This window comes from Pedobacter sp. AJM, from assembly GCF_002197755.1.
Classification (GTDB): domain Bacteria; phylum Bacteroidota; class Bacteroidia; order Sphingobacteriales; family Sphingobacteriaceae; genus Pedobacter.
The window spans coordinates 98,458-115,693 of the sequence record NZ_NHOT01000008.1; the positions used below are offsets into that span (position 1 = coordinate 98,458).

Genomic DNA, 17,236 nt, shown 5'->3' on the forward strand with positions numbered 1-17,236 from the left:
CTTTATCAATCATGAATAAAGCTTAAATTAATGCTACGCTTCTGCTCACAAATGCGGTTAATTCTGCACCTGTTAACATACCCTGAGCCAATAAAGCCAAATCTACAGCCTGTTTAGCCAGGTTGCTTTGTTCTTCGCCTTCAGCTTTCAGAATTTTACTTACCAATTTGTGGTTTCCATTAATGGCTACCTTGTAGTTATCAGGCATCTGACCATAGAAACCCATTCCGCCACCCATGGCCGCCATGTCTTTCATGCGGCGCATAAATTCATCCATCGTAATCGTTACCGGTAACTCATCCGGATTTAATGCAATTACCTCTACCTGCATGCCTGGTTTGGTAATTGCCTTTTCAAAAATAGCTGTTACTTCTTTAACCTGATCTTCAGATAATACATGTTCATTCACTTCATCTTTTTCAATCAGTTTATCCGCAACACTGGAATCTACCCGTTTGATCGATGTTTTTTCCAGTTTTTGCTCCATCTGGTTAATAAAGTGATTGTCTATTGGTGAATCTAATACCAGAACATCATAATCTTTCTTATTAGCCGATTGAATAAATGCATCTTGTTTGGCTGCATCATTTGAGTACAAATAAACTACCGTTCCGTTTTTATCGGTTTGCAGAGGTGCAACCTTTTCTTTGTATTCATTTAAGGTGAAAAGTTCATTTTTAGTGTTGCCAACCAACGCAAAATCTTTTGCCTTATCATAGAATTTATCTTCACTGATCATGCCGTATTTAACGAACAAGCCAATATCTTTCCATTTATCTTCAAAAGCTTTACGGTCTTTTGTAAATAACTCCGCTAATTTATCAGCAACTTTTTTAGTAATGTAGTTGTTGATTTTTTTTACATTACTATCTGCCTGTAAGAAACTGCGTGATACGTTTAACGGAATATCAGGTGAGTCAATTACACCATGAAGCAACATTAAAAACTCCGGAACAATATCCTTCACCTCATCGGTAATGAATACCTGGCGGGAATATAATTTGATTTTGTTGCGTTGCATTTCGAAATCGTTTTTCAATTTCGGGAAGTATAATACGCCGGTTAAATTAAAAGGATAATCAACATTCAGGTGAATCCAGAATAAGGGCTCTTCACTAAACGGATATAATTCGCGATAGAAGTTTAAGTAATCCTCATCTGACAAATCTGCAGGTGCTTTTGTCCAGATCGGGTTAGTGGTATTGATGATGTTATCAACTTCAACATCTTTATATTTTTTCTTTCCTTCTTCATCTTCGCCATCTTCGACAGATTCTGTCTTCGTACCAAACTGAATGGGAACAGGTAAGAATTTAGCATATTTATTCAGGATTTCCTGTAATTTCGATTCTTCCAAAAACTCTTCTGAATCTTTATTAACATGAAGGATAATATCTGTACCCCGGGTAGTTTTGGTGCCCTCGGTTATTTCAAATTCTGTGCTGCCATCACAAACCCAGCGCGCTGGTTCTGCACCATCCTGATAAGATAAGGTTTGGATTTCTACCAAATCAGCCACCATAAATGCCGAGTAAAAACCTAAACCAAATTTACCGATGATTTCATTGGCATCTTTAGCATCTTTAAATTTCTCTACAAACTCACTTGCGCCAGAAAATGCCACCTGGTTAATATATTTTTTAATTTCTTCGGCAGTCATTCCCAAACCATTATCACTGATGGTGATGGTTTTAGCTTCTTTATCTACAGCCACTTTTACCAAGGGCTGTCCGACCTCGCCGTTAAACTGACCTAATGAACCCAGTCTTTTGATTTTCTGAACCGCGTCTACAGCGTTTGAAACCAACTCGCGGAGGAAAATCTCGTTATCAGAGTATAAAAACTTTTTAATTATCGGGAAAATGTTCTCGGTGTGTATGGAGATGTTTCCTTTTTCTTGAATGCTCATATGTAAATAAATTGTTTAATCTACTACCTGCATATCAATGCTTGTTCCAAATGAATTTAATTGACAAAATGACAGTTGAATAGGTGCCGCCAATGAAGTTTCACATGCTGATAAATGGCCTTAAAACAAAAACCCAAAAAACGGTTGGTTTTTTGGGTTTAAATAATATGAAGTATTGATTTAGTTTAAGTGAAAACTAGGTTTATCTTCTTCTAATGAAAGAATTTTGGTGATTTTTTTCAGGAGTACATCCATTTGAAATGGTTTCGAAAGGAAATCGTCCTGGCCGTAATTCAGTGTGGTAAAATCTTCAGGATTATAAAGGCCTGAGATCAGCAGAATTGGAATTTTGGAGGTACTTTCGATGGATTTTAACTGCTCACATAAAACACGACCATCAATATGGCCAAGTGATATGTCGAGCAAGATCAAATCTGGTTTAAAACTCTCAATGCGGTTAAATACCTCTTCACCATCATTAAGTGACGAAACTTTGAATCCGCCGATTTCCAGTATTAATTGTATGGTTTCTAAAACCTCAATGTCATCATCTACTACCAGTATTCTTTTCATATGTTCTAATCCATTTATTTGCTGCTAAAAATATAACAAAATGTATCTTGTTAAGTTTACAATCTTAAAAATATTTTAACAATAAGTTTATACAGTCAGGGGTTTTTTAAAAAAAAATCAGCTTGCCTGGCGTGCAATTCCTTCCTTCTGAAGGATGAAATGGAAGAGATCTTCTATGGGTTTCTGCAATATTTTGCCCGCTTTGATTCCATTATCTGCTAAAACCTCCATCAGGGTATCCTGGTAATAGTAGGCTATGGAACCCACAAAATGGCAGGGAACATCTCTGTATTTCGGATAATCCTTAATGTTGGAGTCTACAAATTCCTGGAATCCGGTTTTTAAAATATTCTGAATAAAAGGATGGTCGCAATGGCTGGCCATAAAACGGCTGAAGCCGGCCAGGTAAATATTAGGGAAAGGCTTTTGGTATACGTTAGTGATAATTTGCTCCTTATCTGCCGGGAAAGCTTTTTTGAATGCTGCAGCCAGACCTGATGGCATTTTGTTGTATAAATAAGCCAGCAATACTTTTTTGCCAAAGAAGGTGCCTGAGCCTTCATCACCTAAAACGTAACCAAGACCGTGATGGCCATCATGAATCTTTTTGCCGTCAAAATAGCAGATATTAGATCCCGTGCCTAAGATGCAATTTAAGCCTTCTGTATTTCCGCAGGTGGCATATACCGACCCGAGCAAATCATGATCTACGGAAATAAAGGCATTTTGAAACACTTCAGATAATCCATTGGAAACCACTTCATGTTTATCAGGGGAGGAGCAACCGGCACCAAAAAAGTAAATTTCCTTTACCTGATCAGCATATTGTATTAAAGTTTCATTTTTCGAAATCAATTTCGAAATTTCCTGTTCACTCAAAAAATAGGGGTTTATTCCAGTGGTATTAAATCTTATGGTTTCGCCATTAAGATAACCCATCCAATCTGTTTTTGATGAGCCACTATCTGCAACAAGTATCATGGCAATAAATATAAATATTAATTAGAGAATATTATACTTGCAATAATTTCGTTACTTCTAAATAGGGTTGATTCAATATCCGTTTACCTAATATTATTTGATTCTTATACTGATAAACCTTAAAATTATTGGGTCGGCATTGGGATATCTCTGCCAAAGTCTTTAATATAACGAATCACACTTCTTATTTCGCAATCACTTAAAGTATCCATCCTTGCTGTTTTAAAGTCTCCATTTTTGCTACCAACCTTTATGTTTTTAGTAAATGCATAATCAATTAGCTTTAGGCTATCCATAGCTGCCAGGCCTCTAAAAGTAATTGAGCCATTTTCATCTACTTTTCCATCGATTAAAGCTAAATGGCAAACTAATTTCCTAAATCAATATTTCCGCTAATTTCTTTTAGTGTCGTTTCGGCTAACTTGGCTTGAAACTGCATTTCGATGAACCGATTCTGTGCTTCGATGGCATTGCGTTGGGCCTCACGCAATTCAAGCGGGGCAATGCTTCCTAAACGATATTTAGCCAGGGTAATATCTAAGTTTTCTTTAGCCAGGTCAACGTTTCGCTGTTCCAGCTTAATCAGATCCAGATAAGTACTGTAGTTTTGATAGGCCGTTAATAACTGGGAATTGACATCGAGCTTCGTTTTTTCAAAGTTGAGCTTTGACGTCTCAATATTAATTTTCGCGTTACGCTCATTCTGGCGTTGTAAAAAACCATTAAAGATATTCAAACTGGCTGTTACACCATAGGTAAAGCCATTCGCGGCAAACTTCTGGTTAAAACCTGTCGGACTGGTACTATTGGTGCGGCTGTAGCCTGAGTTTAAACTGATGGCCGGATACCTTGCACCACGGATGGCCTTTAAATTTAATGATGCTATCTTCTGATTGATAAATGCATTCTGTAAATCAGGATTTTGCTTTGCTGCAATTTCAGCCTGCTTGCTAAAGAGGATTCCGGTATTGACATCAATTTCATTCCCTACAGAAAACTGGCTGCTGATATCACGCACCATCAGTTGGTTTAGGCGAACCTTAGCCACCTGTAAGGCATTTTTAATTTGCAGATAACTGGAGGTATCTGTATTGTAATCTACCTGTGCTGTTAAAACATCAAGCTTTGATCCCCGGCCCAGCTGCAGTTTGGTGTTTGCGATATTGGTTCGCAAAACAGAAACATCCATGGCACTATCGGCTGCTACCAGCAATTGTTGCTGCCGTACAACATCATAATAGGCGGTAATTACATCCGAAACCGTAGTTAAAATATTAAGTCTGGCGTTTACCTCTCCTTGTTTTTGCAGTTCTTTTAAACGATCATAATTGGCGAACATGGTAAAACCATCAAAAATGGTCCAGTTTAAATCTGCACCCAAATCGTTATTTGTACTTCTTGCACCGCGGATAACCCGGTCTTCTCCGGTAACCGGAGTTTGGCGGGTATTCTGAATACTTCCGCCATTGCTGTATGTTCCGATTACATTGGGCAACATGCCTGCATTGCCAATATTGGCATTGTTCCGGGTAATAGACAGATCATTCCTGCTGATTTTAATGTCGTAATTGTTTTGCAAAGCAACCGTAATGGCTTCCTGCAAACTGAGCTTTTCCTGTGCAAATCCTGAAATTGACAGGCTTAAAAGGATGATGAATGTTTTGATCTTTATGCTCATCTTAATGTGCTGTGTTTAAGGCTTCTTCTTCGAAGCGATGCGCATCTTTTAATTGTTTGTTGGGTTTGTACGGCTTTGCCCAATAGGAATATATGGCTGGAATAACAAACAGTGTTAGTATCAGTGAAAACATCGTTCCGCCAACAATCACCGTTCCCATACTCATCCTGCTTTTTGCTGCAGCACCCAAAGCCAAAGCAATAGGCAGGGCACCAATGGCAATGGCTAAACTTGTCATCAAAATCGGCCGCAAACGCGAAACAGATGCCTCGCGGATGGCTTCTGCAATGGGGACGCCTTTTTCTTTCAACTGATTGGCAAACTCTACTATCAGGATACCATTTTTCGTTACCAGGCCAATCAGCATAATGGTTCCGATCTGGCTGAAGATATTCCAGCTCTGACCACATAACCACAGCGATAAGAACGCGCCTGCAACTGCCATTGGTACGGTCAGAATAATGATGATCGGATCTTTGAAACTTTCAAACTGTGCTGAAAGAATGAGGTAAACCAATAACAGGGCTAAGCCGAAAGCGAAAAAAGTGTTTGAAGAACTTTCCTTAAAATCCCGTGATTCGCCACTTAAATCTGTTGAAAAAGTTTCATCCAGGATTTTTGCTGAAATGGCGTCCATCGCATCAATCCCTTCACCTATACTTTTGCCAGGGGCCAATCCTGCAGATACGGTAGCGGCAATAAAACGGTTGTTCCGGTATAATTGCGGCGGACTGCTTTCTTCTTTCGCTGTCACCAGGTTGTCCAGCTGTACCAGTTCACCTTTATCGCTACGCACATACACAGAACTTAAATCCAGCGGATCTTTCCTGTCGCCACGGTCAAACTGACCGATAACCTGGTATTGTTTTCCATTCATAAAGAAATACGAAAAACGTTGTCCGCTTAAACCTAAGTTCAGGGTTTGTGCAATGGCAGAGATAGAAACACCCAGGTTTTTAGCCTTATCCCTGTCAATGGTGAGGTTAATTTCTGGTTTATTAAATTTCAGGTTAACATCAGAAACGGTAAAGGTTGGATCTTTTGCCACTGCATCCATAAACAAAGGGATTTTCTCTCTTAGTTTGTCAAAATTTTGTGCCTGAATGATATAGCTGATTGGTAAGCCACCCCTGCGGCCTACGGAAATAGTGGGTTGCTGGTTAACAATTGTTTTTCCTTCACTGTATTTTTTGGTAATTCTGGTCAGCATATCAGCGATGTCTTTTTGCGATCGCTCCCGGTCTTCAGGATTAACCAATCCCATCCTTACAAAACCGGAATTTACCGAACCGGAACCTCCAAACCCAGGTGAGGTAATGGTGATGTTCACGTTTTTCTCTGGAACAGAATCAATAACCAGCTGATTCAGTTTCATGATAAACTGATCAGTATAGGCAAAAGATGAGCCTTCGGGTGTGGTTGCACTGATGTTAATGGCACTTCTGTCATCATAAGGCGCAGTTTCTTTAGGTAGCAGTTTCCAGAATAGAAAAATCAGTCCCATACAAACCACAATGATGGGAATGGAAAGCCATCGGCGATCTAAGAATTTATTCAGGTTTGATGCATATGAATCATTTAACTTAACAAAATAAGGCTCCGTCCAATTGTAGAATCTGGAAGGCTTATGTCCGCCCGGTTTCATTAAATAAGCATTTAACATTGGGGTAAGGGTAAGCGATACGAATGCCGAAATTAAAACGGCTGCGCCAATTACCACGCCAAATTCTCGGAACAATCGCCCTACAAAGCCTTGTAAAAAGATTACTGGTAAAAATACCGCTGCCAGGGTAATGGAAATGGAAATTACTGCAAAGAAAATTTCATTTGAGCCTTTAATCGCTGCTTCAAAAGGCGACATGCCTTCTTCAACTTTCTTAAAAATATTTTCGGTCACTACAATACCATCATCAACCACCAGCCCCGTGGCCAGCACAATAGCCAGTAAGCTTAAAACATTGATGGAAAAGCCGAAGGCATACATAATAAAGAAGGTAAAAACCAATGATACCGGGATATCAATGAGTGGCCGGAAAGCAATGGCCCAGTCTCTGAAAAACAGGTAGATGATCAGAATCACCAGTAGGAGTGATAAACCAATTGTTTCGGCAACTTCCGTTACCGAACGTTTGATGAAAAGCGTATTATCCAGGGCAACTTTTAGTTTAATATCCTGGGGAATATCAGCTTTTAACTTATCAAAACGTTTATAAAATTCTTTGCTGATGTCAAGATAATTGGCGCCGGGTTGAGGGATAATGGCTACTGCAACCATGGGCTTGCCGGATTCCCTTAAAATGGTTTCTTCATTTTCCGGACCCAAAACAGCATAACCCACATCTTTTAATTTGACGACCTGGTTACTGTCTGATTTTAAAATCAGGTTGTTGAACTGGTTTTCATCGGTTAACTTCCCAAGCGTCTTAACCGTTAATTCTGTGGTGGCACCGGTAATTTTTCCTGAAGGTAATTCTACATTTTCATTATCTAATGCTGTTACAATATCCTGTGAAGTTAAACCATATGCGCTGAGTTTGTTGGGGTCCATCCAGATTCGCATGGCGTATTTCCGCTGGCCCTGAATCTGCACACTACTTACGCCCGGAATGGTTTGAATCCGGTCGGCAATTACATTTTCGGCAAAATCACTCAATTCCAGCGTATTTCTTTTGTCGCTTTGAATGGTCATGGATAAAATCGGATCGGAGTTTGCATCTGCTTTGCTTACCACAGGTAAACCGTCAATGTCTTTTGGCAACGTTCTGCCGGCCTGCGAAACTTTATCCCGGACATCATTCGCTGCCTCTTCAATATTCTTATCCAGGTTAAACTCAATGGTGATATTACTGGTACCCTGATTACTGGAAGAGGAGATATTCCGGATCCCATCAATGGAATTGATGGATTTTTCTAAAGGTTCTGTAATCTGCGATTCAATAATATCAGAATTGGCACCGGGGTAAGAAGTTCTCACTGATACAACTGTTGGGTCAATGGAAGGATATTCCCTTACACCCAGGAAGGTATAGCCGATAATGCCGAAAAGCACAATCAGCAAGTTCATTACGATAGCCAGTACAGGCCTCTTTATACTCGTGGTAGAAATACTCATATCTATTGTTTAACCAGATGAACTTTTACCGGTGCATCTTGCTTTAGTGCCATTGAACCGGTGGTCAGTACGGTATCACCAACATTTAAACCTGATGTTATGACTATATTTTCATCAGTACGCGTCCCTGCTTCTACTTTTACCTCCTTCGCCTTGCCATTTTTCTGGATATATACAATCTTTCCCTTTAAAACCGGCACAACAGCCTGGTTAGGAATCAGGATTGCATTTTGCAAGGTATTTAAGGCCAGTTTGATTTTGGCGAAAGATCCGGGCAATAAAGCATTATCGGCATTTGGTGCCAAAGCCCTGATTTGTAAAGTTCTGGTGGCAGCATTAATTCCGGGCTCTATGGCATACACTTTTCCGGTATTTTCCTTAGCTGATCCATCAGTAGTAAAGGTAATGGTTGAACCGGATTTGATTTGACCCGCATATTTCTCCGGAATGGAAAAGGTAATTTTAATGGGATTGGTACTCACCAGATTGGCTATTACGGTTGATGGCGTGATATAAGTGCCCTCAGAGATGCTGCGCAAACCGATTCTTCCGGAAAATGGGGCCCGGATGGTGGCTTTCGCCAGCTGAGCCCTAACCAATTGTGATTGCGACTGCAACGACCTGGAATCGGCCAGGGAAGTATCATATTCTTCCTGACTGATCGCACCTTTTTCCAATAGCTGTTTAGCCCGGTTCTCATTTGTCCCGGAAAGTTTTTGTTTCGTAATGGCTTCCTGCAACTGTGCCTGGAGATCCCTGTCGTTTATTTTAACCAATACACTGCCCTTAGTTACCTGAGTGCCTTCTTTAAAATAGATGCCTGTTACCAGACCCGAGATTTCACTTTTTAAAACAACAGATTCATTGGCGTCAATGGCGCCAGTTACTTCCAGATCGTTATCAAAAGAGGTTGGTTTTACTATAATTCCGTCAACAACCAGTGCTGGATTTTTAGAATTGCCACTTTTACCGGTTGTACCCGCACCTTTTCCATCTATTTTTTTGTTTGCGTTAACTCTGTAATAAACCAGATAGGCCAAGCCCAGAGCCAAAACAGCATAGATAATATACCTTTTCTTCATGTTTATATTTGTGTAGTACCCCTTAACCTGCACTAATGTTATTTTAATGCCTGCTAATAGAGTGTAAAAATATCCAAATAGTTTAGTCCTAAATTTGTTGTATTAAGGATGTTACTTAGCTTTGAGTATTTATTCCTGAGTCTTCATTCCATCGTCTTTAGTAGACTTGCGACTGCAGACTTTGTACTCAAGACTATCAGCTCATGACTTCAAACTAAAAACTCCCAACAATTTTACACCTCTTCGCCGTTTTTAATTCGAAAAACTAAGCAATAAATATAAATTTGTGGCAAATCACATTAATATGTTTATTAAAAAATCAATTTTAGGTTTAGTTTTATTACTAACATGTATTATGGCAGCGAAGGCGCAGGTAAAAATTGGCTTTGAAGTTTCTTTTAAAGAACCACAGGCACATTATGCAGAAGTTCAGATGAATATCTCTGGTTTGGTTAAAGATTATGTTGATGTTAAAATGCCGGTTTGGACACCAGGATCTTATCTGGTACGTGAATTTGAAAAAAGTGTAGAGGAATTTAAAGCCACTGCATCCGGCAAAGCCGTAAAGGTAGAGAAGGTAAGAAAAAATACCTGGCGCATTTTCTCGGCAAAATCAGCCAATATCAAAATCAACTACCGTGTTTATGCATTTGAAATTTCTGTGCGTACACCATTCATAGATGAGTCTCACGCTTTTTTATCGCCGACAGGGATTTTTATGCATCCCGATGGCATGATCAAATCGCCAAGTACAGTAAAGATTATTCCGTTTAATACCTGGAGTAAAGTGTCTACTGGTTTGGAGCCTGTTGCCGGTCAGCAGTTTACTTACAAAGCCACTGACTTTGATATTTTATACGATAGTCCCATTGAAGTAGGCAACCAGGATGTTTTTGAATTTATGGCAGCGGGAGTACGTCACGAGGTAGCCATGTATGGCGGCGGAAACTACGATAAAGAAAAGCTGAAAGTAGATATGGCTAAAATTGTGGAGGAGCCTACTAAAGTTTATGGTGAAAACCCCAACAAACATTATGTTTTTATCGTGCATAATTTTTTAAGGGGCGGCGGCGGCTTGGAGCATTTAAATTCTACCACTTTGGGGGCAAGCAGAAATGCCTATAATACTGAAGCAGGGTATAAAGGTTTCCTTGCCCTGGTGGCGCATGAATATCATCACCTATGGAATGTAAAGCGTTTACGTCCGGTGGCTTTAGGCCCTTTCGATTATGACAATGAAAATTACACCACCAATCTCTGGGTGGCAGAGGGTTTTACCTCTTATTATGAAAATAAATATATGCAAAGGGCTGGCTTTAATGATGCGGCTCAGTTTGTAAATGATCTGGCAGGTGCCGTTGGTACAGTGGTGAATACACCTGGTGCCAAATACCAGTCGGCAGCATCATCCAGTTATGATGCGTGGATTATTGGCTATCGTCCAAATGAAAATTCAAAGAATAATTCCATATCCTATTACAGTAAAGGTGAGGTCATTGGTATTTTGATGGACCTGGAAATTATTAACGCCACAAAAGGAACCAAAAGCCTTGATGATGTGATGAAAGCCATGTACCTGCAATGCAAAACATTGAAACGTGGCTATACCGATGCAGAATTTAAAGCCATGGTGGAAAAAATTGCAGGAATCAGTTTCACTAATTTCTGGGCAAAGTATGTGAATGGCGTGGATGATGTGGAATATCAGAAATATTTTAAAATGGCTGGGGTAGATGTTACCACAGAAAATGCTACACCAGGTAAACCGGTAAGTGGTGCTTCCGGCCAATTAACCAACAACGGTACTCTTAGTGTTACTTCAGTAACCAGAAATTCGGCAGCCTGGATAAGCGGTTTAAATGTAAATGATGAAATTGTTTCTTTAGATGGTGTTAGTGTTAACGATGCTTTGTCTAACATTAAATTAAGAAGTCCGATGATTTCACTGGAAACCTTGCCACTGGTTTCAAAGAAAAATATAGGTGATGTGCTGAAGCTGAAGGTAATGCGTGATGGTTTGGAAAAAGAAATTGCTTTAACATTAAAGGAAAATCCAAGTGTGCGTTTAAAAGCTACTATTAATGAGCATGCCACATCTGAGCAGAAAGCGGTATTTGCTAAATGGACGGGGAAATAAGTTTGGAGTTGTGAGTTTATCGTCCACAAAAAAGTCCTGCAAGAAATAAATCTAGCAGGACTTTTTTATGAAATCATTTTCTAGAAAGTGAAACGAACGCCTAAGCCTACATCACCGCTATAAAAATCTGTATCAGGTGTTAATTGTAAAGTAGGAACCCAATCCAAAGATAAATTGATTGGAGCACCTCTGAATTTATAATCTAAACCTAAAACACCGTTTAATCCTAAATAAACATCGCTATCAAAGCCCTTTACTTTGTATGAACCAATGGTACCACCACCGCCATAATACCAGGTAAGGCCATCAGCACCATTAATTGGATTGTAAACTTCATACAAACCAGTTAATCTTAAATAGTCTACGCCCTTTGAGCTTCTGAAATTACCAATTAACTCCAACATAGCACCTTTATTCAGGCCAGTTTTAAAACTCACACCATTAGCTGTTCCAAAACGACCACCGATTGCGTTTTTGTAATTTTGTGCTTTAACCGTTGTTGTTGTAACAGCAAATAAAGCAATGCATCCTAAAATTGTAAATAACTTCTTCATAAATGAGCTTTTTAAAATTAATATTTTTTTTAATTACGATCTGCCTAACAACTTTAATGCCGATTATGTTTTGAGGGTAAAAAAATTAATGTTAAAAAACAATGCTTGCATAGTAATTATGGAATTCTTAAGTTTAGTCAAATATTTCAGGTAATGAGCTTTGTGCTGGTTTTCCGGCTTTAGGCAAAATTATTTGACAAGAAACATATACAGATGTGAGGTCTTTTATGTTGATTTTTTTAACTTAACCAAATATATTGATGATATGGCTGCAGAAATTAAACGCGTTTTCGATCTATTAAAGTACAGCTTGGAAAAACCTAAGGATGATTTTGTTAGTGGAAAAATTAAAGGGAAATGGGTCAATTATAGTACAGTCGCATTTTGTGAGGCTGTTGACCACCTGAGCCGCGGATTAATCAGCGTGGGGATGGCTAAAGAAAGCAGAGTTGCAGTCATGTCACATAACCGCCCGGAATGGAATATCACTGATTTTGCCATTAACCAAATTGGTGCTTATCAGATTCCGCTTTATCCAACCCTGGCCGAACATGATATTCAGTTTATCTTAAAGGATGCAGAAGTTTCTATCATTTTTATTGCTGATCAGGAATTATACGAGAAGATCAAACCTTGTGTCAATGAGGTAAATCCGGATATCAAAATTTATAGTTTTAATCAAGTTGAAGGTGTAGAAAACTGGAAAGTATTAACTGATCTGGGTAAATCTGCCATCGATATTGATCTGGATGAATACCGCAATAAAGTTGAACCGGAAGATATTCTGACCCTGATTTATACCTCCGGCACCACCGGAACACCTAAAGGCGTGATGTTAACGCACAATAACCTGGTGTCGAATTTTGTGAATTCATTGGTGGTGATGCCGAATGGCGTAGAAAAAGGATTAAGCTTCTTACCCCTGTCGCACATTTTTGAGCGGATGATTATTTATCTGTACCTGTATAACCATACCGCAGTTTATTATGCTGAAAGTATGGAAACCATTGTAGCCGATATTCAGCATGTTAAGCCTAATGCGTTTTCTACCGTGCCACGCTTATTGGAAAAGGTATATGATAAAATTATGGAAAAGGGTAAAGCCCTGACAGGTATTAAAAGAGGAATCTTTTTTTGGTCTGTGGCTTTGGCTGAACAATATACTATTGATGCCGGAGCTTGGTATAACTTTAAATTAAGTATTGCCAGAAAACTGGTGTTTAAAAAATGGCAGGAAGCTTTGGGTGGAGAAATCGTAGTGATTGTATCCGGTGGAGCTGCTTTAAACCCACGTCTGGCCCGGATTTTCTGGGCCGCCGGGATGCCTGTCTTTGAAGGCTATGGCTTAACGGAAACCTCTCCGGTAATTACGGTAAACCGCTTTGGTGGTACCATGTTTGGAACCGTGGGTGAGGTCATTACCGGCGTGGAAGTTAAAATTGCGCCAGATGGTGAAGTGTTAACAAAAGGCCATCAGGTGATGAAAGGTTATTATAAACGTCCCGATTTAACGAATGAAGCGCTTGACCAGGATGGATGGTTCCATACCGGTGATATCGGAGAATTGGTAGAGGGTAGATTTCTAAAGATTACTGACCGCAAGAAAGAAATGTTTAAAACCGCAGGTGGGAAGTATGTTGCCCCGCAAATGCTGGAAAATAAATATAAAGAATCTATTTTTATTGAACAGATTATGGTTTTAGGTGAAAATAGAAAATTCCCCTCAGCTTTGGTTGTCCCTAATTTTGAAACCTTAAAATCGTGGGCAAATAAGAAAGGCATTGCCTTTACAAATCCGGAAGATCTTATCAGAAATGAGCAGGTTTTAACGAAATACAATGAAGTAATCGAAGCATCAAATGTTTCCTTTGGTAAATGGGAACAGGTAAAAAGATTTGCTTTATTACCGAAAGAATGGAGCATTGATGGTGGAGAACTTACACCAAAATTAAGTTTGAAGAGAAAAGTAATTACAGAAAAGAATATAGATATCATCGAAAAAATATATAAGGATGCAGAAAACTATAAAGCCCCACATTAAGGTATTATCAGTTTTTATCACCATTACCACTATCATTTCGGGTTGTGTAACCGGGCAGCTTGGTAAAAATAACAGTGGCGAATATAAAAACGGAATGGTGGTTTCAGCCCATCCGGAGGCCTCTCAGGTAGGTGTTGATATTTTAAAGAAAGGTGGCAATGCCATAGATGCCGCAGTGGCCGTTCAGTTTGCATTAGCCGTAGTGTACCCAAACGCAGGTAATATCGGTGGCGGAGGTTTTATGGTGTACCGCTCTGCCAAAGGTGAAATTAATACCCTTGATTTCAGGGAAAAAGCTGCGGCAGGAGCAAGCAGGGATATGTATCTGGATGCATCGGGAGAGCCAATTGTAGATAAAAGTTTGTACGGACATCTTGCTGCCGGTGTTCCCGGATCGGTAGACGGGATGGTAGAAGCCCATCAAAAATATGGACATTTAACCTGGGCACAGGTAGTTCAGCCAGCCATACAACTCGCGCAGAATGGTTTTAGCATTACAAAAAGGCAGGCAGCAGAATTAAACGGCCTGCATCAGAAATTAATGATGTTTAATCCGAATGGAACTGCTCTCGTAAATTTAGAAAGTACCTGGAAGGAAAATGATTTGCTGGTACAAACCGAACTGGCCAATACGCTGAAACTGATTCAGGAAAAAGGACGTGCCGGTTTTTATGAAGGGCCTGTGGCCGATGCTATTGTAGCCGAAATGCAAAGTGGGAAAGGCTTGATCACCAAAGAAGACTTACTGCATTATCATGCCAAATGGCGCAAACCGATTACAGGTGATTACCGGGGCTATAAAATCATCACCATGCCACCCGTTTCGAGCGGAGGTATTGCCCTGGTACAATTACTGGAAAGTGTAGCGCCGTTTCCACTTAAAAGATGGTGGCATAATCAAGATTCAACCGTTCAGGTAATGGTTGAAGCAGAACGGAGGGTTTATGCCGATCGTGCAACACATCTTGGTGATCCGGATTTTTATCAGGTGCCGCAAAATCAGCTCCTCAGTCCCGAGTATAATAGAAAACGAATGGCCAACTTTAGCTGGGCCGCTGCCACACCAAGTAGCCAGGTTCTGGCTGGAAAAATAAATGGGACTGAACATGAAGAAACAACTCATTTTTCCATCGCAGATCATGATGGAAATGCAGTATCCGTTACCACCACGCTTAATGGTTCTTATGGTTCACTGGTTGCTGTAAAAGGTGGTGGATTTCTGCTAAACAATGAAATGGACGATTTTTCAGTCAAACCAGGGGCACCGAATATGTACGGACTGATCGGTGGAGAGGCAAATGCCATTGCGCCAGATAAAAGGATGTTAAGTTCGATGACACCAGCTATTGTAGAGAAAAATGGAAATTTATTTATGGTGGTGGGTACACCGGGTGGGTCAACCATTATCACCTCCGTTTTTCAAACCATTATTAATGTGATTGATTTTGACATGAATATGCAACAGGCTGTTTCAGCCAGGAAATTTCATCATCAATGGTTACCGGATGAAGTTTATGTAGAAAAAGATGCCATGGATAGCCTGTTGATGGAAAAACTAAAAGCCAAAGGTTATAAGTTGGTACCCCGTGGGCCGATTGGCAGGGTAGATGCCATTTTAAGAACCAAAAACGGAAGCTATCAGGGGGGAGCCGATCCCCGTGGAGATGATCAGGCCATTGGGTATTAAGCATTAAAAATATGATTAATTTTTTAAAACAATATTTTTGGTATGGCAATTGCTATTTAAGGGAAACGCTTACAAATTAAAATATCGAACATGAAATTAAATCTATTTAAATCTTTACCGGTAGCATTGGCCGGTTTGTTTATTGGAACTGCTGCTTCGGCACAGGAACCAGTTACCTCAACTACACCTTTCAGAACTTGGTCTATTGGTGTTAATGCAGGTGCTTTAACGCCACTTTCTCCGCTAGGTGGTAAAAATGATTTTAGCAATAACAAAACGAGTTTTGGTTATGGTCTTTACATTAAGAAACAATTTACACCTTATTTCTCTTTACGTTTAGACGGGGTAAGAGGTAAATTAAAAGGCGATAATACTGAAGCTTATGACAGTGGTGTAACAAATAACTCTTCGGTTTCAGCTTTTGATACGCAATTAGAATATTCGGGTAGTTTAAATGCTGTTGTTAACTTGTTTAACATCGATATGTTCAAGAAAGAGAATGCTTTGCAACTTTATACATCTGTTGGAGCGGGCTTGGCTGGTTACAAACCAACAATTACAACAGCAGCTGGTACTTCATTGTATGCAGGTGATAAAACAATTAGCGAATTAATTATCCCGGTAGGCCTCGGTGCTAAATTTAAAATCTCAGATGCTGTAAACTTCGATTTAGGTTGGACAATCAACTTTGTTGATGGCGATAACTTAGATGGTTATTACAGAGGAAGCAATGACAAATATAACTACGCTTATGCTGGTTTAGAATTTGCTTTGGGAAGTGGAAAACAATTGGCTTTCCACAATCCGGTTGCTTTAACTTATGATGAGGCATTAAAAGCAAAACAAACTGCTGATGCATTAAAAGGTGATCTTGATGCTCAAAAAGCTGAAAATGCAAAATTGCGTTCAGATATGGCTGACATTTTAAAAGATTCAGACGGTGACGGTGTTGCTGATAAATTGGATAAATGTCCGGATACACCATCAGGAACAGTGGTTGATGGTTCAGGTTGTCCGTTAGTGGCTCCAAAACCTCAGGTAACAGTAATTACTGAAGAAGATCGTAAAGTGGTGAGTGAAGCCATTAAAAACTTAGAGTTTGATTTAGGTAAAGCAACTATCCGTTCTAAATCTTATGCTTCATTAAACAAAGTTGCTGCATTATTGGTACAGAAAAACTTTAGCTTAAAATTAGCTGGTCACACAGATAACACTGGTTCAAAAGAATTAAACTTACGTTTATCTAAAGAAAGAGCTGAATCTGTAAAAGCTTACTTAGTATCTCAAGGTGCAAATGCATCACGTATTGAGGCTACAGGTTATGGAATGGGTCAGCCAATTGCAACGAATAAAACTGCAGCTGGTCGTCAAAAAAACCGTCGTGTAGAATTTACATTATACTAGTTAATAGTTAAAATAAATTTAAGGCCTCCGATTTTTATCGGAGGCCTTTTTTATGCCATAACATTTTATGGTTCATTA

Annotated in this window: 11 protein-coding genes; 4 read left to right on the plus strand and 7 right to left on the minus strand. The window is 39.5% G+C overall.

From position 1 onward, the window contains the following. Nucleotides 1–22: 22 nt before the first annotated feature. The 6 genes from htpG to CBW18_RS15600 all read right to left on the minus strand — a co-directional run bounded on the left by htpG (nucleotide 23) and on the right by CBW18_RS15600 (nucleotide 9,335). A complete protein-coding gene (gene htpG, locus CBW18_RS15575) occupies nucleotides 23–1,909 on the minus strand; it encodes a molecular chaperone HtpG (protein WP_216359253.1) in 1,887 nt (628 codons plus the stop codon). Between the two features lie 180 nt (nucleotides 1,910–2,089). Continuing rightward, the gene (locus CBW18_RS15580; protein ID WP_088302249.1) at nucleotides 2,090–2,482 is read right to left on the minus strand and encodes a PleD family two-component system response regulator; all 393 of its coding nucleotides are present in this window, start codon (nucleotides 2,480–2,482) and stop codon (nucleotides 2,090–2,092) included. 117 nt (nucleotides 2,483–2,599) lie between these two features. Further along, nucleotides 2,600–3,463 carry an N-acetylglucosamine kinase gene (locus CBW18_RS15585; protein WP_253249059.1) on the minus strand — a complete coding sequence of 288 codons (864 nt, stop codon included), beginning with the start codon at nucleotides 3,461–3,463 and terminating at the stop codon, nucleotides 2,600–2,602. A gap of 367 nt (nucleotides 3,464–3,830) precedes the next feature. Continuing rightward, on the minus strand, nucleotides 3,831–5,141 hold the full coding sequence (locus CBW18_RS15590) for a TolC family protein (RefSeq protein WP_088302250.1): 1,311 nt from the start codon (nucleotides 5,139–5,141) through the stop codon (nucleotides 3,831–3,833). 1 nt (nucleotide 5,142) lies between these two features. Then, the gene (locus CBW18_RS15595) at nucleotides 5,143–8,253 is read right to left on the minus strand and encodes an efflux RND transporter permease subunit (protein ID WP_088302251.1); all 3,111 of its coding nucleotides are present in this window, start codon (nucleotides 8,251–8,253) and stop codon (nucleotides 5,143–5,145) included. Nucleotides 8,254–8,255: 2 nt separating this feature from the next. Then, the gene (locus tag CBW18_RS15600) at nucleotides 8,256–9,335 is read right to left on the minus strand and encodes an efflux RND transporter periplasmic adaptor subunit (protein ID WP_088302252.1); all 1,080 of its coding nucleotides are present in this window, start codon (nucleotides 9,333–9,335) and stop codon (nucleotides 8,256–8,258) included. Nucleotides 9,336–9,690: 355 nt separating this feature from the next. Here CBW18_RS15600 and CBW18_RS15605 point away from each other — a divergent pair, with 355 nt between their 5' ends. After that, complete coding sequence (locus CBW18_RS15605) at nucleotides 9,691–11,472, plus strand: M61 family metallopeptidase (RefSeq protein WP_253249060.1); 1,782 nt, start codon at nucleotides 9,691–9,693, stop codon at nucleotides 11,470–11,472. A gap of 80 nt (nucleotides 11,473–11,552) precedes the next feature. Here CBW18_RS15605 and CBW18_RS15610 read toward each other — a convergent pair whose 3' ends face one another. Then, on the minus strand, nucleotides 11,553–12,026 hold the full coding sequence (locus CBW18_RS15610; protein WP_088302254.1) for a hypothetical protein: 474 nt from the start codon (nucleotides 12,024–12,026) through the stop codon (nucleotides 11,553–11,555). Between the two features lie 265 nt (nucleotides 12,027–12,291). On the opposite strand from CBW18_RS15610, the gene CBW18_RS15620 reads away from it, so the two are divergent. The 3 genes from CBW18_RS15620 (at nucleotide 12,292) to CBW18_RS15630 (ending at nucleotide 17,158) form a co-directional block, all read left to right on the plus strand. Continuing rightward, nucleotides 12,292–14,067, plus strand: a complete 1,776-nt coding sequence (locus CBW18_RS15620) for a long-chain fatty acid--CoA ligase (RefSeq protein WP_088302256.1) — start codon at nucleotides 12,292–12,294, stop codon at nucleotides 14,065–14,067. Next, nucleotides 14,039–15,754, plus strand: coding sequence for a gamma-glutamyltransferase (gene ggt / locus CBW18_RS15625; RefSeq protein WP_088302257.1), 1,716 nt, complete (start codon nucleotides 14,039–14,041; stop codon nucleotides 15,752–15,754). Before CBW18_RS15620 ends, ggt begins: the two co-directional genes overlap by 29 nt. A gap of 90 nt (nucleotides 15,755–15,844) precedes the next feature. Beyond that, on the plus strand, nucleotides 15,845–17,158 hold the full coding sequence (locus tag CBW18_RS15630; RefSeq protein ID WP_088302258.1) for a DUF6089 family protein: 1,314 nt from the start codon (nucleotides 15,845–15,847) through the stop codon (nucleotides 17,156–17,158). Nucleotides 17,159–17,236 lie beyond the last annotated feature (78 nt).